This window comes from Streptomyces sp. NBC_01537 (genome assembly GCF_045040445.1).
Lineage (GTDB): Bacteria > Actinomycetota > Actinomycetes > Streptomycetales > Streptomycetaceae > Actinacidiphila.
This window is the reverse complement of record NZ_CP109392.1, coordinates 8,805,468-8,824,913: the sequence shown is the minus strand read 5'-3', so window position 1 is coordinate 8,824,913 and position 19,446 is coordinate 8,805,468. Positions and strand designations below refer to the sequence as shown.

Here is a 19,446-nt window from a genome sequence, read left to right as displayed (position 1 = left end):
GTTGGCCGTAGGGCTGTTGACCGTTGGCCTAGATCTCCGTGTTCCGGCCCTTCGCCACCGGGCTCTTGGGCAGTGCCGCGTCGAGCTCCGCCCGCAGATCCTGGATCTTGGTGTAGTCCGCGTACCGCCCGGTGAGCCGGTACATCTGCCGCAGCCGCTCCCAGGTGCGATGGGAGGAGGTCTGCCCGATCGACAGCAGCGCCATCCTGGCGTAGGTGTCGGCCTGTTCGGGATCGTCGGCGATGAAGCAGGCCGACGCCAGCGAGATGTAGTCGAAGATCTGGGACCTGTTGTGGCCCGTCGCGCGCAGTTCCAGCGCGCGCTTGGCGTGCAGCTGCGCCTGGTTGGCGGCCGACGGGTCGTGCTCGGCCAGCGTACGGAAGGCCAGGGCCTGCATGCCGTGCAGATCCGCCTCGTCGAAGTTCTGCATCCAGCTCGGCGGAGGCACATCGCCCTTGTCGGAGACGAACAGGTCCTCGGCCTCGCCCAGGGTGCGCCGCATCGCCTGGCCGCGGCCCATGGAGGCCTGCGCCCAGGCCTCGATGGTGTGGAGCATCGCCCGGGTGCGCGGCAGGTTCTCCTCGCCGGAACCGGATTTCGCGAGCTTCATCAGGTCCAGCGCGTCGTCGGGCCGGCCCAGATGCACCATCTGGCGCGCGGCGCGGGAGAGCGCCTCGCCGGCGCGCGGCCGGTCGCCGCCCTCGCGGGCGGCATGGGTGGCGATGACGAAGTACTTCTGGGCGGTGGGCTCCAGGCCCACGTCGTGGGACATCCATCCGGCCAGGACGGCCAGGTTGGCCGCCACGCCCCAGAGCCTGCGCTTGAGGTGTGCCGGGTGCTGGTAGGAGAGCATTCCGCCCACCTCGTTGAGCTGGCCCACGACCGCCTTGCGCTGCAGCCCGCCGCCACGGGCTGCGTCCCAGGCGCGGAAGACCTCGACCGAGCGCTCGAGCGCCTCGATCTCCTCCGAGCCCACAGGGGCCGCTTCGTACCGGTCGGACGAGACCGGGATGAGGTCGGTGGCGAACGCGCCGCCGAACGAGGGGGGGCCGGCTGCGACAGCCGGCTGGGCGTGCAGCCATTCGTACATGGCGCCGGTGATTGCGGAGCCTGCGGCGAGCGCGGCGCCCGCGCCCACCAGACCGCGTCGGTTGAGCATGAGGTCCATTCCCGTGAATTCGGTGAGGACCGCGGCAGTTCGCTCCGGTGGCCACGGCAGTCCGTCGGCGTTGACGGACTGCTTCTTACTGCTCGTACGCCGGTGCCGGCCGAACCCGAGATCCTCGATGGTTACGACACGGCCGAGACGCTCGGTGAACAAGGCTGCCAACACGGTCGGCACGGGTTCGCGCGGTGATTCCCCGGTCTCGATCCAACGGCGCACCCGCGAGGTGTCGGTCGCCAGCTGGGGGTGGCCTGTGGCCGCCGCCTGCCGGTTGACCAGCCGCGCGAGTTCGCCCTTGGACCAGCCCGTGAGGGCGAAGAGGTCCGCGAGTCGTGTGTTGGATTCCTTGGCCACGTCAATGCCCCCAGGTTCCTCGGCACACTTGACACTAATGGCCGTCCGCACCGGTCGCGAGCATTCGCCAGGGTTCGCCAGGGTGCGCCAGATGGTCTGCCACCCACTGGCGATGGTCAGGTGAATATGCGCCACCCCGGCCGGCAGCAGCCGGTCCCGGATGGTCACGTACGAACACTTCAGAACATTCTTCGGTCACCGTTGAACATCTGTTGCTGGGGGTGCGTACTTGTCCGGGAAGGGCGTACGGCGCGTGGACGACCGGACCACCGGCCCGGAACCCGCATTCCCCAGGGTGCGGGACCGGACGCCGACACCGGCTCGGTCCCGTCCACGCGCCGGCCCCGCCCTCGAAGACCCGCACAGCAACATCCGTACCAATGCACTACGACTCACCCTCAGAGCTCGCAGGCACACGAAGGGATCTGTCTCCCCCTCATGTATTCAGCATCGTCCTCCGTGTCCGCACCGCCCCGGCCGTCCCACGTCCCCGGGACCGATTCCGGACTGCGCCCCCGCCCCTTCTCCGCCGCCAGGCGGCCCGTACCGGCGGGCACCTCCCATCCGCTCAGCGGGAGACTCGACTTGACCGGCCCCCAGGGCGCGCAGCTGCGCACTGCCATCGCCTCGGTGCAGCGGATTTGCCCCGAGTTCGCCCCCGTACAGATGCTGCGACGCAGCAGCCGTTCCGTCCTGCTGGTCGGAACCTCCGGACGCAGCCCCGCCGTGGCGAAGGTCCTGCTGGACCACTCGCCCGCGTGGGCGGAGCGCTTCCGGCACGAAATAGCGGCATACCGCGCGTTCGTGCGGCACCGTCCGCCGGCCAGGGTGCCGCGGCTGATCGCCGCCGACCCGGAGTCCTGCACGCTGGTGCTGGAGCGGATGCCCGGAAGGGTCGCGGCCACCCGGCGGCACCCGACCGAGGCCCCGGCGCGCGGCGACGTGCGCGCGGCGCTGTCGGCCTTCGCCCGGGTGAACCTGTGGCGGCCGCCGTCCGGTGTCTTCGACGCGCCGATCGACTACCCGGCCCGGATCTCCCGCTACCACGAGCTCGGGCTGCTCACCGACCGCGACATGGGCGACCTGCAGAAGCTGCTGCACGGACTCGCCCACGTCCAGGGGCAGTTCAACCACGGCGACGCCCTGCTGTCGAACGTGCTGCTCTCCCCCGCCGGACCCGTGCTGGTGGACTGGGAGCACGCCGGCTGGTACCTGCCCGGATACGACCTGGCGGTCCTGTGGTCGATACTGGGCGACGACCCGGTCACCCGCCGTCAGATCAGCCAGTCGGCGCAGGCCGCGGGCCCGGCGGCCCGTGACTCCTTCCTGGTCAACCTGATGCTCGTGCTCACCCGCGAGATCCGTACGTACGAGACCGCCGTACAGCGCACCATGCGCAGCACGGTCCCGGCGGCACCCGGCGCGGCCGAGGTCGGCGAGGAGCAGCGGCTGCTGCTGCGCCGGCTGCACGACGACTGCGGGCTCGCGCGCCGCGCGGTGCGGGCGGCGGTGGGAACGCGGTGACAATGCTCACCGGGAAAGCGTGCAACGCAATGCCCGCCTGACGTGGCAGCAGGCCACAGCGCCCGAGCCGGATGATCCGCCGGCCCGGGCGCTGATGTGCGTCAGGGGTCGCCCGGACGGCGGTTGACGGGCAGGCGTCAAGCGGATACCTCTGTGGTCTCCACCACCACAGGAGGCTCACAACGTGCGATGTTCGCCGAGATCCGCCCACCTGGCGACCGCCGTGGTCGCCGTCGCCGCGCTGCTGCCGATGGCTCCAGTCGCGAGCGCGGTAGCGGGCCAGGACGGCTTAACGCTTCAACAGGCCTTCGCCGACGCGGCGGAGCGCTACCAGGTCCCCGAGAGCGTGCTGCTCGGCGTCTCCTATCTGGAGTCGCGCTGGGACACCCACCAGGGTCTGCCGAGCGTCACCGGCGGCTACGGCCCGATGCATCTGACCGACGCGGCGACCGCGCTGGCCGACTTCCCCCAGCCGGGTGACGGCGGCGACGACGCCCGCGGCGACTCCGAGCGGCCGCTTGCCACGACGGTGACCGCGACTGCTCCCGACACATCCGGCCTGCCCGCCTCGCTCACCACGCTGGACCGCGCGGCCGGCCTCACGGGCCTGTCCGCGGAGTCGCTGCGCGAGGACCCGTCGGCGAACGTCGCGGGCGGCGCGGCGCTGCTCGCCGCGACCCAGAAGTCCCTGGACCAGCCGCTGGGCCCGTCCTCCGACCCGGCGGACTGGTACGGCGCGGTCGCCGCGTACTCGGGCGCGGACGACACGGCCACGGCCGCCGCCTTCGCCGACGACGTCTTCGGCGTGGTCCGCGGCGGCGAGACCCGCACCACCGACACCGGCCAGCGGATCGCCCTGGCCGCCGAGCCGGATGTCGCTCCGGACACCGGCCAGTTGCCGGGGCTCGCGCTCAAGGCGGCGGCCGACGACAGCCAGACCGAGTGCCCGGACGATGTCGCCTGCGAGTGGCTCCCGGCTCCGTACGAGGAGTTCGGCGACGGCGACTACGGCAACCACGACCTCGCCGACCGCCCCAACGACCAGAAGATCGACTACATCGTCATCCACGACACCGAGGGCAGCTGGGACACCGCCCTCAAGCTGGTCCAGGACCCGACCTATCTGGCCTGGCACTACACCGTCCGCTCCGCCGACGGCCACATCGACCAGCACCTGAAGACCAAGGACGTGGGCTGGCACGCGGGCAACTGGTACGTCAACGCCAAGTCCATCGGCGTCGAGCACGAGGGCATCCTCACCGACCCCGGCACCTGGTACACCGAGGCGATGTACCGCAGCTCCGCCCGGCTGGTGCGGTACCTGGCCGACAAGTACGGCATCCCGCTCGACCGGCAGCACATCCTCGGCCACGACAACGTCCCCGGCCCGGTCACCTCGTACATCTCCGGCATGCACACCGACCCCGGCCCCTACTGGGACTGGGCGCACTACTTCGAACTGATGGGCGTCCCGCTGCGCGCCACCGCCGGCCCGAGCGGCGGCCTGGTCACCATCCGGCCGGACTACGAGACCAACCAGCCGCTCTACACCGGCTGCGTCACGGCCGGCGACACCTGCCCGGCACGCGGCTCCGCGGCCGTCCGGCTCTACACCGAGCCGCGCGAGGACGCCCCGCTGGTCCAGGACATCGGGCTGCACGGCACGACCGGCGCCTCGACGACCGGCGTCAACGACACCGGCGCCCGGGCCTCCACCGGCCAGCAGTACGCGGTCGCCGGGCGCGACGGCGACTGGACCGCGATCTGGTACCTCGGCCAGAAGGCCTGGTTCCACAACCCCAAGGCGCACCCGACCGCCGTCAACGCCAAGGGGCTGGTGATCACCCCGAAGGAGGGCCTGACCGACATCCCGGTGTACGGGCGCGCCTATCCGGAGGCGGCGGCCTATCCGTCGACCGTGCCGGTGCAGGCGGTCTCGGCGCTGTCGTACAAGCTGCTCGCGGGGCAGCACTATGTGATCGGCCTGAAGACGCAGGGCGAGTACTTCCGGGCGGTGACCTTCGACGCCTCGCAGCATGTGGTGGTGCGGGGCGCGCAGGAGTACTACGAGATCCAGTTCGGGCACCGGATCGCCTATGTGAAGGCGGACGACGTGACGGTGCAGCGGTCGCAGGACTGCTGACCTCGTAGACCGTGGGTACCGGCTGCTCAGCCCTGCTGGAACATCTCCGCCGGCAGCGGCTTGAGCAGCTGGTACAAGTCGTCGGTGATCGGCCGGTCCCAGGTGGCGATGGTGACCAGGACGCCGTCGCTGCGGTCGAACTGCGAGCAGGCGATACGCCCCTCGGAGAGCTTGACGCGGCGCACGATCAGCAGATTGTCGCCCTGCATCACCGGGGTGTCCTCGATGTCCAGGACCGTCACCGGCTCCTCGTTGCCGAGGGCGGCCAGCAGCTGCGCGACCTCGAACGGCACCTGCCCCTCGTCCAGCTCCCGCGCCGGGGAGCCCTCAGGGAGGTTGCCGATCAGCATGGCCGGGCCGCGCCCGCCGAACAGGTCGTAGCGCAGGAAGATCCCCTGGCAGCTGCCGTCCGGCCCGGGCAGCAGCCCGGCGCCGAGGTTGCCGGGCCAGTCGCCCGGGTCCATCGCCAGGACGTCGAAATCCGGTCCGGTCGGGGCGGCGCTGCGGCGGCGGAGGAACGACATGGAGCCATGGTACGGGTGCGCGAGCCACGCCGTGACCTCGACGGGGTGGCCCGCGCAGGGCCCAAGGCCTGACAGGCCCTAGTCGCCCAGCGCCTGCGCGAGCCCCGCCTGATCCGTACCGACCTTCCGGTACACCGCCGACAGCAGCAGCGCCACGTCGCGCTCGTCGATCCCGAGGTCCCGGGCGACGTCCCCGGGGCAGTCGCCCCGCGCGGAGCGGGCGGCGACCGCGCGTTCCTGCGTCGTGAGCGCGTCCGTGTCGGTCGTGCGCAGGCGCCTGGGCCGCAGTCCGGCGGCCGCGAGTTCGTCGCGGGCGCGTTCGGCGAGGCCGTCGGCGCCGCAGAGGAGGGCGCTCTCAAGGCCGCGGTAGAGCTGCTCGGCGGCGTCGTGGAGGCTGCCGGTGCGGCGGAGCGCGGCGCCGTGGTCGACGAGGGCGCGGGCGAGTTCGTACGCGGACGGGGAGCGCTCCAGGTAGGAGACGGCCTCTTCGAGCGTCTTGGCACGGTCGCTTCCCGGCGTGACCTCGGCGACGGTGCGCAGGGCGCTGCCGATGGCGGAGGCGGTGCCGAACTGCCGGGCGCGGTCGACCGCTTCCAGGGCGGTGGCGCGGGCCCGGTCGGGCGCGTCGTGGGACTCGGCGAGCGCGAGGTGGAGCTGCCAGGGGCACCAGGCGGGGTTGCGCATGCCGCGCGGGTCGAGGCGGCGGCCGACGGCGGCGAGCTCGGCGGCCGCTTCCTTGTGCAGGCCGCGGGCGAGCAGCAGCTCGCCGTACACGGCCTGCGCATCGGGGAACACCACGGCGGCGGGGAAGGGCGCGCCGAAGTCGTACTCCTCGGCGAGCGCCGTCGCCTCCCGGGTCCGGCCGCGCGCGAGCAGGACTTCGACGAGGATCGCGACGCAGTACCACTGGACGGGGGTGCCGCGGCCGACCCGCTCGGCCAGGCGCAGGCCGTCGCGGGCGAAGTCCTCGGCCTCGGTGAGGCGGCCCCGCCGATAGCGTACGTAGCCGAGCAGGGCGTAGCCGAAGGCGAGGTGGGCGCCGCGCCAGCCCTGGCGTTCGAAGTCGGCGATGCCGGTGGCGAAGAGCTCTTCGGCGCGGCCGGGCCGGTCGGCGTACATGAAGGTCATGGCGACCAGGACCGGCACCTCGAAGCCGAAGTCCTCGTGGGCCCAGGGCAGCCCGCCGCGCAGGGCGCGTTCGGCATGGCGGATGACGGTGCCGGCGGGTTCGGCGCGCAGGGTGGCGTCCCATGCGCGCAGGCCGATGATGTAGCGCTCGGTGAGATCGCGGCCGGTGAGGCGCTCGGCGAGGCGGGTGAGGCGGCGGGAGCGGGCGGGCGAGTCGGGTTCGTCGGAGCGGAAGGCGTCCCACATGAACTGCTCTTCCTGCATGCGCAGGCGGGTTTTGGCGCTGGTGGCGGTGCGGGCCGCCTGACCGACGGTGTCGGCGGCCTCGCCGAGGCGGTCGCTGTGGGCGAGGGACTGGGAGAGCCGGTAGACGATGCCGTCGCGCAGGGCGGCGTCGGCGATCGGCTCCTCCAGGGCGGCGCGCAGGTGGTTGACGGTGGTGGCGGGCTCGGTGAGCAGGGAGGAGCAGCCGAGTTCGTACAGGACGGCGGCCCGCTCCTCGGGGGACGGCGGCTCGCGCAGGGCGCGGGCGAGGTAGCGGCGGGCGGCGTCGGGGGCGCCCGCGCGCAGGGTGTCGCGGGCGGCCTGGCGGAGCTGCTGGACGACCCAGGGGTCGGCCTCGGGGTGGGTCTCCAGGAGGTGGCGGGCGGCCATCGACGGGCCGAATCCGGCGTCCACGACCGACCAGGCGGCCTGACCGTGCAGGGCGACCCTGACGGCGTCCGGGATCGCCCGGTAGACGGCGGTGGCGATGAGGGGGTGGACGAACTCCAGCCGCTCGCCGCCGGTGAGGATGCGGACCTCCCGCAGCCGGTCGACGGCGTCGGCGGCCTCCTCGCCGCCCAGGCCCGCGACGCTCGCCGCGAGCGCGGGCGGGATGGAGGTGCCGAGTACGGCAGCGGCCCAGGCGAAGCGCACGGTGGAGGGCCCGAGCCGTTCCAGCCGGGTGATCAGGCCCCGGCCCTTGACGGCGGCGGCGAGGTCGCGCAGCAGGTGGGCGCTGGACTCGTCGGGGCGAAGTCCCCGGTCCCGGACCTTGGCCGTGAGCTCGACGGCCTCGAAGGGGTTGCCGGCGGTGACGGCCCAGCATTCCCGGCAGAAGGCGTCGTCGGCGTGCTCGCCCACCGAGCCGCGCACGAGCCGGCCGATGGCCTGGGCGCTGAGCGGTTCGAGGCCGATGGGGCGGGTGCCCGAGCGGCCCGGCAGGCCGCGGAACGACTCGGCGTGGGCGGGCAGTTCGTCGGGCCGGTAGCCGACGACGATCAGCATGGGCAGGTCCTCGGCGCGCGGCGCGAAGGCGGACAGCCAGCGCAGCGACTCGGGGTCGGCCCAGTGCGCGTCGTCCAGGACGAGCACGACCGGGGCGCGCTGCACCGCGAGGTGGGTGAGCACCCAGTCCAGGCCGTCGCCGATGCCCTGCGGGTCGGGCGGCGCGCCGCCGGCCGCGGTGCACAGGCCCAGGGCCGGGCCGACGATGCCGTACCAGCTGCCGAGCGTGGCGCGCAGTGCGGCGTCGCCGGCTCCGGCGAGCTGCGGCTGGAGGAGCTGCCGGGCCACGTGGAAGGCGACCTGCTGTTCCTGGTCGCCGCCGCGGGCGGACAGCACCGTGCAGCCCCGGGCGGCGGCTCGACGGCAGGTCTCGGCGAGAAGGGTGGTCTTGCCGAGTCCGGCGGGCCCGGAGAACGCGAGCAGCCCGCCGCGCGGCCGGCCGTGGGCGCTGTCGCGGGCGGCGCCGCTGCCGGCGCTCTCGGCGCGCAGCCCGGTGAGTTCACCCAGCGCCTCGTCCACGGCGATGAGTTCGGCCTCGCGTTCGAGCAGCAACCGCCCGGCGCGTGCGACGTACTGCGGCATCCTCGACCCCCAGGCCCGGTGGCGCGGGTGCGCCCCTGCCGATCCCCCAGCGTACGCTTCCGGGCGCCGCGAGGGCCCCTTTTTGGAGCCTCTTTGGAGCCACGGGATGACGCACGGTCAGCGACTGCGACGTCAGGAGCCGCGCAGGCCCTCCATTCCCTTGGTGAGGGCCCTGGACAGTCCGGCGTGGTCGGTGCCGACCTTGCGGCAGGCGGCGGACAGCAACCGGCTGACGGCCCGTTCGTTGATGCCCAGTTCCTCGGCTATCGCGGCGGTCCCCTGTCCGCGGGCGGCATGTTCGGCCACGGCGCGCTCCTGGGCGGTGAGGCCGTCGGTGTCGGCGTACCGCAGCGGTAGCGGGCGCAGTCCGGCGGCGGCGAGTTCGTCGCGGGCCCGGGCGGCGAGACTGTCGGCGCCGCAGTGCACTGCGCCTTCGAGCCCGCGGTAGAGCTGGTCGGCGGCATCCTGGGGCAGGCCGGCGCGGCGCAGCGCGGAGCCGTGGGCGACCAGGCCGCGGGCCAGGTCGTACGCGGCCGGTGAGCGCTCCAGGTGCCGGACGCCCTCGGTGAGGAGGTTCAGCTCCTCCGGGCCGGACGCGACCTCGGCGGCGGCCAGGAGGGCCTGCCCGATGGCGGACTGGGTCCCGAACTGCCGGGCCCGGGCGAGTGCCTCGGCGGCCTGGGCGGCGGCCCGTTCGGGGTCGGCGAGCGCCAGGGCGGAGGACAGGTTGAGCTGCCAGGGGCACCAGGCGGGGTTGCGCATGCCGCGCGCGTCGAAGCGGGCGCCGACGGCGGTGAGGCGCTGTTCGGCGTCCTTGCGCAGCCCTTCGGCGAGCAGAAGGCCGGTGTAGACGGTCGCGGAATCGGGATAGACGACGGCGTTGGGGACCACGTCCCCGTAGTGGAAGGTGTCGGCCAGCTGCCGGGCCTCGCCGACCCGTCCCCTGGCGAGCAGGATCTCGATCAGGATGCCGAGCGCGAACCACTGGGCCGGGACCTGGCTGCCGACCCGGTTGGCGATCCGCAGACCGGCCTGGACCAGATCCTCAGCCTCGGCGAGCCGGCCGCGCCGGAAGCGGATGTAGCCCAGGAGGGTGAATCCGAAGGACAGATGGGCGCCGCGCCAGCCCTTGCGCTCGCATTCGGCGATGCCCTGGGTGAAGAGCAGCTCGGCCTGGCCCGGCTGGTCGCAGTACATGTAGGTGAGAGCGACCAGGACCGGGACCTCGAAGCCCCAGTTGTCGTCGGTCCAGCTGAGGCCGTCGCCCAGGGCCTTGTCGGCGTACCGCAGTGCGGTGGCGGCGGGCTCGCCGCGCACCATCGCGTCCCAGCCGCGCAGGCCGAAGATGTAGCGCTCGGCGAGGCCGCGGCCGGTGAGGTGGTCGGCGAGTTTGGCGAGCCTGCGCGAGCGGACCGGGGAGTCCGCCTCGTCGGCGCGGAAGGCGTTCCACATGAACTGCTCGGCCTGCATGCGCAGGCGGGTTTTCGCGCTGGCGGACTGCCGGGCCTCCTCGGCCACGACCTGGGCGGCTTCCGCCATGCGGTCGCTGTGGCCCAGTGCCTGGGCCAGCCGGTAGGTGATGGCCTCGCGCAGGGCGGGGGCGATATCGGGCTGTTCGAGGGCGGAGCGCAGATGGTTGACGGTGGTGGCGGGCTCGGCGAGCAGGGAGGAGCAGCCGAGTTCGAACAGGACCGCCGCGCGGTCCCCGAACGGCGGGGGTTCGCGCAGGGCGCGGGCGAGGCAGCGGCGGGCGGCCTCTGGCGCTCCGGACCGCAGGTATTCGCGGGCGGCCTCGCGCAGCTGGGCGACGACCCACGGGTCGCCCTCGGCCGGGGTCTCCTGCAGGTGGCGGGCGGTGGCCGCCGCCCCGAGTCCGGCTTCGACGACGGCCACCGCCGCCTCGCCGTGCATGCCGGTGCGCAAGGCGCCCGGGATCGACCGGTAGACCGAGGTGGCGATCAGCGGGTGGACGAAGTCCACCGGCTCGTCCGGATCCGTACCGCCGGTGAGGATCCGGGCGACGCGCAGCCGGTCGATGGCGTCGGCGGCCTCCTCTCCGCCGAGCGCCGCGATCCGTGCCGCGAGTGCCGGGGTGGTGGCCGCGCCGAGGACCGCGGTGGCGTAGGCGAGCCGGACGGCGGAGGTGCCGAGCCGTTCGATGCGGGTGATCAGGCCGCTGCCCTTGACGGCGGAGGCGAGTTCCCGGAGCTCGGGGATGTTCTCCTGCTGGGGTTTGAGGCCGCGGTCGCGCACCTTGGCGAGGAGTTCCACGACCTCGAAGGGGTTGCCTCCGGTGACGGCCCAGCACTCGTGGCGGAAGGGCTCGTCGGCGCCCGCGCCGAGGGTGTCGTGGACGATCCGGCCGACCGCCCCGGGGGTCAGCGGCAGCAGGTCGAACGGGCGGGAGCCGTTGCGCTCGGCCAGCTTACGGAACGCCGTGCCCTGCGGGGGCAGTTCATCCGGGCGGTAGGCGAGGACGACCAGCATCGGCAGTTCCTCGGCCCGGGGAGCGAAGGCCGCGAGCCAGGACAGGGTCTCGGGGTCGGTCCAGTGGGCGTCGTCCAGGATCAGGACGCAGGGGGTGTGCCGCACCGCGAACCGGGTCACGAGCCAGTCCAGGCCGTCGCGCACACCGGTCGGGTCGGGGGCGCCGACGCCCTCCGCCGCCACCAGCCCGACGGCAGGGGCGACGATGTCGTACCAACTGCCCATGATCCGGCGGTGTTCCTCCTCGGAGGCCGCGGCCAGGACCGGCTGGACCAGCTGGCGCACGACATGGAAGGCCATGTGGTGTTCCTGCTCGCCGCCGCGCGCCGAGAGCACCGTGCAGCCTCTCGCGACAGCCTTCCTGCGCACCTCGCCCAGCAGGCTCGTCTTCCCCGAGCCGGCCGGCCCGGCGTAGACGAGCAGGCCGCCGTGCCGGGCCGTGGGCGGCCCGGTCCCGGTGTCGCACAGATCGGTCAACGCCGCGTCGATAGCGGTGAGTTCGGCGTCCCTCTCGGTCAGTGGACGCCGCCCGCGTGCCGACTGCCCGCCTTCGTCCGTCATGTGCCCGATTCCGTTCCCTGGCTGTAGGCCCAGCGGCAAGTAGCACCGAGCGTACGCCCGCCGGGACCCACTGCGGTCATGTCCGGCCATATCGGCGGCGCGCGCGGCACAGGGGGGCGTGAAATGAATTCCGCACTCCTGTCGGTATACGCCATGCACCCGGTTGTGCGCCCCGGCGCCTTGCTCCGCGATCGGGCGCTGCCGTTCACTCGGATTCCCTGGTGGCTGCCGGGGCGCACGTCACCCCTCCCCGTTTCCCCGCCAGGAGTTGGAAGATGACGGACACCTCGGCCTCCGCGCGCCTGTCCCCGCTCACCGTCCCGTTCACGCCGCGCCTCAACCCCGCCGCCGAGCGCTCCCGCCGGCACACGCTGCGCTGGCTGCGCCGGTTCGGCATGCTGGAGGAGGAGTCCTCGGCGGTCCTGGAGTACGACGCGCTGCGGCTGGAACGGCTGATGGCCTACTTCTACCCGGACGCCTCGCCGCACGACCTCGACCTGGCCGCCGACCTGAACGCCTGGTTCTTCGTCTTCGACGACCAGTTCGACGGCGAGCTCGGGCGCCGGCCGGACGAGGTCACCGCCGTGGTCGAGGCCGTCGTGCGCACCATGTACGAGGACGGCCCGCTGCCGCTGTCCCCTCTCACCCCGCTCACGGCCGGATTCCGCGACATCTGGGTCCGCTCCACCGCCGGCACCCCGGTCCTGTGGCGGCACCGCTTCCGTACCCACTGGCGGGCCTATCTGCGCGCCTACCGGTGGGAGGCCCGCAACCGGACCGGCGCGAGCCTTCCCCCGCTGCAGGAGTTCCTGCGCGGGCGGCGCGAGTCGATAGGCGTCCAGCCCTGTCTGGACTTCCTCGAGCGGTGCGGCGGTTACGCCCTCCCGGGTGAGCTGCACGCCGGCTTCCCGCTCGCCGAGATGCGCCGGATCACCGCCGATGTGGTGATCTTCGTCAACGACATCGTCTCCCTCGACAAGGAACTGGCCGTCGGGGACGTCAACAACAGCGTCGTCGTCCTGCGCCACGACCTCGGCTGCGGCCTGGAGGAAGCGGTGCGCCGGATAGCCGCGACCTCCAACTCCCGCGTCGCGCGCTTCCGTCACCTCGCCGCGGGACTGCCCGCCGCCCTCGCCGCCTCAGGCGTCCCGCCCCTCGTGGCGAAGCAGGTCATGCGTTACGTGAGCGGAATGCGCAACCTCATGCGCGGCACCCTGGAGTGGTCGCTGGAGACCACCCGGTACGACACCACCGGAATCGCCGCCGTCAGCCTCGGCAGGGAGCGCCCGTGGGCTCACCTCACAACGCCCGGGGCACCGGCGGCCCCGCAGCGGAGTTGAGCCGGGCGCCCGCGAACGGCCGCCCGGCGCTCAGGCCTTCAGGTTCACCTTCAGGTTCAGGTCAGGTCGAACTCGCCGTCGCGGGCGCCCAGTACGAAGGCGCGCCACTCGGCGGGGGTGAAGATCAGCGCCGGGCCGTCCGGGTTGCGGCGGTCGCGCATGGCGGCGAAGCCCTCGATGAAGGCGATCTGGACGTCTCCGGTGCTCGGACTGGTCGACAGCCACTCCGCGTTCGTGAGGTCAAGGTCCGGCTTGTGCTCCCTGGCCGGCCGGTCATCGATCGTGCTTTCGGACACGTCCGCTCCTCCCGACATCGTCGTCCGGGCCCAGCGTATACAGCCCGCCGGTTGCCGGACAGGTCAAGGAACAACCTGCCCATCCCGGCGCCCGATTCACGCCCCGGGACGGTCGGATCCGACCAGCCACATGGAAAAGAACTGCGCCCCGCCGCCATAGGCGTGGCCCAGGGCTCGGCGGGCGCCGGGCACCTGGTGCTCGCCGGCGCGGCCGCGTACCTGGAGGGCGGCCTCGGCGAAGCGCAGCATGCCGGAGGCGCCGATGGGGTTGGTGGACAGGACGCCGCCGGAGGGGTTGACGGGCAGATCACCGTCGAGCTCGGTGACGCCGGACTCGGTGAGCTTCCAGCCCTCGCCCTCGGCGGCGAAGCCGAGGTTCTCCAGCCACATCGGCTCGTACCAGGAGAAGGGCACATACATCTCGACGCAGTCGATCTCGCGGCGCGGATCGGCGATCCCGGCCTGCCGGTAGACGTCGGCCGCGCAGTCGCGGCCCGCCTGCGGGCTGACGAAGTCCTTGCCCGCGAAAAGCGTCGGCTCGCTGCGCATGGCGCCGCCGTGCACCCATGCCGCCGGGTGCGGGGCCCGGCCTGCGCATGCCGCGTCGGCGAGGACCATCGCACAGGCGCCGTCCGAGGAGGGGCAGGTCTCGGAGTAGCGGATCGGATCCCAGAGCATGGGTGAGGCCTGGACCTTCTCCAGGGTGATGTCCGGCTCGTGGAGGTGGGCGTACGGGTTCTTCAGCGCGTTGCGGCGGTCCTTGTACGCCACGAGCGAGCCGATGCTGTCCGGCGCGCCGGTGCGCCGCATGTAGGCGCGCACATGGGGTGCGAAGAAGCCGCCCGCCCCGGCCAGGAGCGGCTGCTGGAAGGGGATCGGAAGGGACAGGCCCCACATGGCGTTGGACTCGGACTGCTTCTCGAAGGCCAGGGTCAGTACGGTCCGGTGGACGCGGGCGGCGACCAGGTTGGCAGCGACCAGGGCGGTCGAGCCGCCGACGGAACCGGCGGTGTGCACGCGCAGCATCGGTTTGCCGACCGCGCCGAGGGCGTCGGCGAGGTAGAGCTCCGGCATCATCACGCCCTCGAAGAAGTCCGGGGCCTTGCCGATGACGACCGCGTCGATGTCCTGCCAGCCCATCCCGGCGTCCTCCAGGGCGCGGACGGCCGCCTCCCGGACCAGCCCGGCGATGGAGACGTCCCGGCGCGCCGAGGTGTGCTTGGTCTGGCCGATCCCGATGACGGCGACGGGTTCCTTGCTCATCAGCGCTCTCCCTCCAGGACGGCGACGAGGTTCTGCTGCAGACACGGCCCCGACGTGGCATGCGCAAGGGCCCGTTCCGATTCCCCGCGCTGTATGCGCATGGCGGCCTCCCCGAGGCGGATCAGTCCGGCGGCCATCACGGGATTGGCGGCGAGCGGGCCGCCCGAGGGGTTGACCACGACATCGTCGGCCAGGCGGCACGCCTTGCGCAGCACGACCTCCTGGGAGCTGAAGGGCGCGTGCAGTTCGGCGGTGTCCACGGGCGCGTCGAAGGCTCCCGCGTTGCCGGCCGCCAGACGCGTGGACGGCGAGTCGGTGAGGTCCCGTACGCCCAGGCTGTGGGCCTCGATGCGGTGGTCCATCCCCCGGATCCACGCCGGGCGTGCGCAGAGCCGCCTGGCGGTGTCCCCGGCGGCCAGGACCACGGCCGCCGCGCCGTCCCCGACGGGCGGGCAGTCGGCGCGGCGCAGCGGGCGTACCACGTAGTCCCCCTGCGCGTGCTCGCCGCCGAGCTGGGCGTACGGATTGCGCGCGCCGTCGCTGCGGCTGCGCCCGGCGATCGCCGCCAGCCCGTCCTCGTCGGTCTCGCCCGCGTCGATCAGCGCCTGCGCCTGAAGCGCCGCCAGCACGATCGAGTCCGGCCACAGCGGGGCGACGTAGTACGGGTCCAGCTGCCGGGTCAGAACGTCACGCACCTCGCCGGGCGAGGACTTCCCGTACGCGTACACCAGCGCGGTCTCCGCCTCCCCGGTGAGCAGCTTCACCCAGGCCTCGTACAGCGCCCAGGCCCCGTCCATCTCGACGTGGGACTCCGAGATCGGCGGCCAGGCCCCGACCCCGTCCAGGGCCATCGTGAAGGAGAAGGCCCGGCCCGCGAGGTAGTCGGACGAGCCGGAGCACGTGAAGCCGATCTCGCCCGTTTTGAGGCCGACCTGAGCCAGCACGTCGTGCAGCACCGGCATCAGCATCTCGACCTCGGAGTCGGCCGCACTGTCGCGTACGTGCCGGGTCTGGGCGAACGCCACGATCGCCACGTCGCGCGTCGGCATCAGCGTGGTCACAACAGCTCCTTGTATGCCTCGTAGTCGGCGTCCGGCTCGCCGGTCGGGCGGTAGTGGTCGGGGTAGCGGCCGTCGCCCGTCCAGACCGGCTCCACGCGCAGGCCCATCCGGACCTGGTCGTACGGGATGCCGCCGATCCGGCCGTGCAGGGCCAGGTCGGCGCCGTCGAGGGCGATGTGGGCGTAGACGTAGGGGACCTCGATGTCGAGGTTGCGCGCCTTGATGTTGACGATGCAGTAGGTGGTGACGGTGCCGCGCGGGCCCACCTCCACCTGCTCCCTGGTGGCCACCCCGCAGGTCGGGCACGCCCCGCGCGGCGGCACGTACACCTTCCGGCAGGAGGGGCACCGCTCGCCGAGCGTCCGGCGGTCGGCTTCGAGCGCGGTGAGGTAGCGGGTCTGCGCACGGCCGGGGCTGTAGGTGTAGTCCAGGCGGGCCGGGGCCGTGATCCCGGTGACGGGGTCGGCGAACTCGCCGCTGTGGGGGACCGCCCGGGCGGTGATTCCGCCGTCGTGGGGTTCGAAGCAGGCGATGTCCGTGATCGCCCCGACCCGCTCCCGCGCCCACCGGATCCGGACCCGCATCCCGCTGCGCACGGCCTCCGGCCCGGGTGCGTCCAGCGCGTGCAGCAGCGCGGTGTCCGCCCCGTCCAGGCGCACCAGCACCCAGGCGAACGGCGTGCTCAGGGGCTGGTTCGGGCGGGGGGACGGATTCCAGGCCCAGGTGGTGACGGTGCCGGTCGGGGCCACCTCGACGAGATCGCGGATCTCCTCGGCGGTGACGGGGTCGTACTCGACGGGCGGCACCAGGACCCTGCGGCCGGCGGTGCGCACGCCGAGCACGGTGCGCTCGCGCAGACCGGTGAGGAACGCGCTCTGTACGGGGCCGAGGGAGCGGGTGAAAGGGAATTCGACGACCAGTGGGGCGGTCAGCATGGGTGTTGCCCTCGCCTTTGGTGGATGGGTTGTTGCGCTTGAACCAGGGCCTTACTCACGGCGGAACACCGCCGGGCGCCGCTCCGCGAAGGCCTTCGACCCTTCCTTCGCGTCCGCCGTGGCGAAAATCGGCCAGCCGCGCTCCAGTTCGAGCTTCAGGCCCTCCGCCTCCGACAGCTCGGCCGTCTCGTACACCGAGGCCTTCACAGCCTCCACCGCCAGCGGACCGTTCGCGTTGATCAGCTCAGCCGTCTCCAGCGCCCTGTCGAGGGCGGTGCCGTCGGGGACGACATGGCCGATCAGACCGATGGCTGCGGCTTCCTCCGCCGTGTAGGGCCGCCCGGTCAGCAGCATCTCCAGCGCATGCGTGCGCGGCACCTGCCGGGCCAGCCGCACCGTGGAGCCGCCGATCGGGAAGAGGCCGCGGCGGACCTCGTAGAGGCCGAAGACGGCGCTCTCGCCGGCGATGCGGATATCGGTGCCCTGCAGGATCTCCGTGCCGCCGGCGACGCAGTGGCCCTCGACCGCGGCGATCACGGGTTTGCGGGGGCGGTGGTGGCGGAGCATCGCCTTCCAGTGCAGATCGGGGTCGGCGGTGAGCCGGTCGCGGTACTGCTGCCCCGTCAGGCCGCCATTGGAGGCGAGCGATTTGAGGTCCATGCCGGAGCAAAAGCAACCGCCGGCGCCGGTGAGGACGACAGAGCGGATCGTGTCGTCCTCATCGGCTTCGAGCCAGCCGTCGTGCAGGCCGACGAGCATCGGCAGCGACAGCGCGTTCTTCGCCTCCGGCCGGTTGAGGGTGAGTACGAGTGTCGCGCCGACGCGCTCCACCGTGAGGTGTTCGGTGCCGCCCATGGTCCGTCCTCCCATCGCAGACCTAGGGCCTGTCCGGCGGATCTCCGTGGCGTCGCGGCGCCTGGCACCAGCGCTGGCGGCGTTGTCGTCAGTCAACGACGCTCCGCGTCGCTTCCTTCCTCCGCCTTGCCATCGCAGGCACCAGACACCGCTCCTTCCCCACGGAGATCCGCCGGACAGGCCCTAGAACAGGTTGCAGTAGGCGCAGGTCAAGTTCAATACTTTTCTGACTACCAGTCAGATTCTGCTGCGAACCCCCTTCACAGCGCACGCACGGAGCGCTCTAATGACGGGCGCCGAGCCTCATGGAGGAGCCGTGGAGTACAACCTTGCCGACCTCTTCGAGTCGGTCGTGGACGTCGTACCGCACCGTGAAGCGCTGGCCCACATCGACCACCCAGGCACGGGCGCGGAGCGCCGGCTCACCTACGCCGAGCTGGACGCCGCCGCGAACCGGCTCGCCCATCATCTCGCCGCGAACGGCATCGGGCCCGAGCAGCATGTCGGCCTGTACCTCTACAACTGCGTCGAGTACCTGCAGACCGCGCTCGCGTGCCTGAAGATCCGCGCGGTCCCGGTCAATGTCAACTACCGTTACGTGGCCGACGAGCTGGTCTATCTCTTCCGCGACGCCGACCTCGTGGCGCTCGTCTACGACACCGAGTTCACCCCGCGCGTGACCACCGCGCTCGCCGGCACGCAGCGGCTGCGGCACCTCATCCGCGTAGGCGAAGCACCGCCCGCCGGAACCGCCGAACCGGCGGTCCCGCCCGTCCCCTTCGCCGAGGCCGAGGCGTCCGGCTCACCGGACCGGGATTTCGGCCCGCGCTCCCCCGACGACCAGTTCATCATCTACACCGGCGGCACCACCGGCATGCCCAAGGGCGTCATGTGGCGGCACGAGGATCTCTTCTTCTCCGGCATGGGCGGCGGCGCCCCCACCGGCGTGCCCGTCAAACGGCCCGAGGAGCTGGCCGAGCGGGTCGCGGCGGGCGGCGAGGGACTGGTCTTCTTCCCGACCGCCCCGCTGATGCACGGCACCTCCACGCTCACCGCCTTCATCGGCTTCAACTTCGGCCAGAAGGTGGTCATTCACCGCAAGTACGTCCCCGAGGAGGTGCTGCACACCGTCGAGCGCGAGCGGGTCACCAGCATCTCCCTGGTCGGCGACGCGATGCTGCGGCCGCTCGCCGACGCCCTCGCCGGGCCGCTCAAGGGCGCCGACTGCTCCTCGCTCTTCACCGTCTCCAGCTCCGGCGCGATCATGTCGGAGACCGTACGCGCCCAGTTCCACGAGCTCCTGCCCAACGTCGTGATCATCAACAACTTCGGCTCCTCCGAATCCGGCTTCAACGGCACGGCCACCGACGACTCCGGCCCCGCCAAGGGATTCCGGCTGCGCGTCAACTCCCACATCACGGTGGTCGACCCCGCCACGCTGCTGCCCGTTCCGCCCGGCGAACCCGGCCGCATCGCGCTGCGGGGACACGTCCCCCTCGGCTACTACAACGACCCGGACAAAACCTCCCAGACCTTCTTCGAGCGCGACGGCGAACGCTGGGTCCTGCTCGGCGACATGGCCACCGTCGGCGACGACGGCGTCGTCACCGTCCTCGGCCGCGGCTCCCAGTGCATCAACACCGGCGGCGAGAAGGTCTACCCGGAGGAGGTCGAGGAGGCCCTCAAGGCCCACCCCGACATCTACGACGCCCTCGTCGCCGGCGTCCCCGACCCCAAGTGGGGCAACCACGTCTCCGCCGTCGTCCAGCTCCGCGAGGGCGCTGCGCCGCTCACCCTGGAGCAGATCCAGGCCCACTGCCGCGCCCGCCTCGCCGGCTACAAGATTCCGCGCAGCCTCGTCCTCACGGCGCGCGTCCAGCGCTCCCCCAGTGGCAAGGCGGACTACCGCTGGGCGGCGGCCACGGCGGCGGCCGCGGTGCGGTAGCGGTGCCGTTGCGG

13 protein-coding genes are annotated in these 19,446 nt (G+C 72.5%); 4 read left to right on the top strand and 9 right to left on the bottom strand.

Going from position 1 to position 19,446, the window contains the following annotated elements:
* Positions 1-28: 28 nt before the first annotated feature.
* Positions 29-1,519, bottom strand: a complete 1,491-nt coding sequence (locus OG607_RS40555; RefSeq protein ID WP_405734591.1) for a hypothetical protein — start codon at positions 1,517-1,519, stop codon at positions 29-31.
* A 438-nt stretch (positions 1,520-1,957) separates the two neighbouring features.
* Here OG607_RS40555 and OG607_RS40550 point away from each other — a divergent pair, with 438 nt between their 5' ends.
* Both OG607_RS40550 and OG607_RS40545 read left to right on the top strand, forming a co-directional pair.
* Positions 1,958-3,043: an aminoglycoside phosphotransferase family protein gene (locus OG607_RS40550; RefSeq protein WP_329320688.1), complete on the top strand. Its 1,086-nt coding sequence runs from the start codon at positions 1,958-1,960 to the stop codon at positions 3,041-3,043.
* A gap of 250 nt (positions 3,044-3,293) precedes the next feature.
* On the top strand, positions 3,294-5,186 hold the full coding sequence (locus OG607_RS40545) for an N-acetylmuramoyl-L-alanine amidase (protein ID WP_405737395.1): 1,893 nt from the start codon (positions 3,294-3,296) through the stop codon (positions 5,184-5,186).
* Positions 5,187-5,212: 26 nt separating this feature from the next.
* Here OG607_RS40545 and OG607_RS40540 read toward each other — a convergent pair whose 3' ends face one another.
* The 3 genes from OG607_RS40540 to OG607_RS40530 form a co-directional block, all read right to left on the bottom strand.
* A complete protein-coding gene (locus tag OG607_RS40540) occupies positions 5,213-5,710 on the bottom strand; it encodes a hypothetical protein (RefSeq protein WP_405734589.1) in 498 nt (165 codons plus the stop codon).
* A 78-nt stretch (positions 5,711-5,788) separates the two neighbouring features.
* The gene (locus tag OG607_RS40535) at positions 5,789-8,689 is read right to left on the bottom strand and encodes an ATP-binding protein (protein WP_405734587.1); all 2,901 of its coding nucleotides are present in this window, start codon (positions 8,687-8,689) and stop codon (positions 5,789-5,791) included.
* A 132-nt stretch (positions 8,690-8,821) separates the two neighbouring features.
* Positions 8,822-11,737 carry an ATP-binding protein gene (locus OG607_RS40530; RefSeq protein WP_405734585.1) on the bottom strand — a complete coding sequence of 972 codons (2,916 nt, stop codon included), beginning with the start codon at positions 11,735-11,737 and terminating at the stop codon, positions 8,822-8,824.
* Positions 11,738-12,012: 275 nt separating this feature from the next.
* Between OG607_RS40530 and OG607_RS40525 the strand changes: the two genes are divergently transcribed.
* The gene (locus OG607_RS40525) at positions 12,013-13,077 is read left to right on the top strand and encodes an isoafricanol synthase (protein WP_405734583.1); all 1,065 of its coding nucleotides are present in this window, start codon (positions 12,013-12,015) and stop codon (positions 13,075-13,077) included.
* A gap of 56 nt (positions 13,078-13,133) precedes the next feature.
* On the opposite strand, the gene OG607_RS40520 is transcribed toward OG607_RS40525, so the two are convergent.
* From OG607_RS40520 to OG607_RS40500, 5 genes are all read right to left on the bottom strand, one after another.
* Positions 13,134-13,391 carry a DUF397 domain-containing protein gene (locus OG607_RS40520; protein WP_405734581.1) on the bottom strand — a complete coding sequence of 86 codons (258 nt, stop codon included), beginning with the start codon at positions 13,389-13,391 and terminating at the stop codon, positions 13,134-13,136.
* Between the two features lie 78 nt (positions 13,392-13,469).
* Positions 13,470-14,636: a thiolase domain-containing protein gene (locus tag OG607_RS40515; RefSeq protein ID WP_405734579.1), complete on the bottom strand. Its 1,167-nt coding sequence runs from the start codon at positions 14,634-14,636 to the stop codon at positions 13,470-13,472.
* Complete coding sequence (locus tag OG607_RS40510) at positions 14,636-15,685, bottom strand: thiolase domain-containing protein (RefSeq protein WP_405737393.1); 1,050 nt, start codon at positions 15,683-15,685, stop codon at positions 14,636-14,638. The genes OG607_RS40515 and OG607_RS40510 overlap by 1 nt, the downstream gene beginning before the upstream one ends.
* A gap of 8 nt (positions 15,686-15,693) precedes the next feature.
* Positions 15,694-16,632 (bottom strand): Zn-ribbon domain-containing OB-fold protein, encoded by a 939-nt coding sequence (locus tag OG607_RS40505; RefSeq protein ID WP_405734577.1) that lies wholly within the window; start codon positions 16,630-16,632, stop codon positions 15,694-15,696.
* 51 nt (positions 16,633-16,683) lie between these two features.
* Positions 16,684-17,487 (bottom strand): crotonase/enoyl-CoA hydratase family protein, encoded by an 804-nt coding sequence (locus OG607_RS40500; protein WP_405734576.1) that lies wholly within the window; start codon positions 17,485-17,487, stop codon positions 16,684-16,686.
* Positions 17,488-17,803: 316 nt separating this feature from the next.
* On the opposite strand from OG607_RS40500, the gene OG607_RS40495 reads away from it, so the two are divergent.
* A complete protein-coding gene (locus OG607_RS40495; RefSeq protein WP_405734575.1) occupies positions 17,804-19,432 on the top strand; it encodes an acyl-CoA synthetase in 1,629 nt (542 codons plus the stop codon).
* Positions 19,433-19,446: the final 14 nt, after the last annotated feature.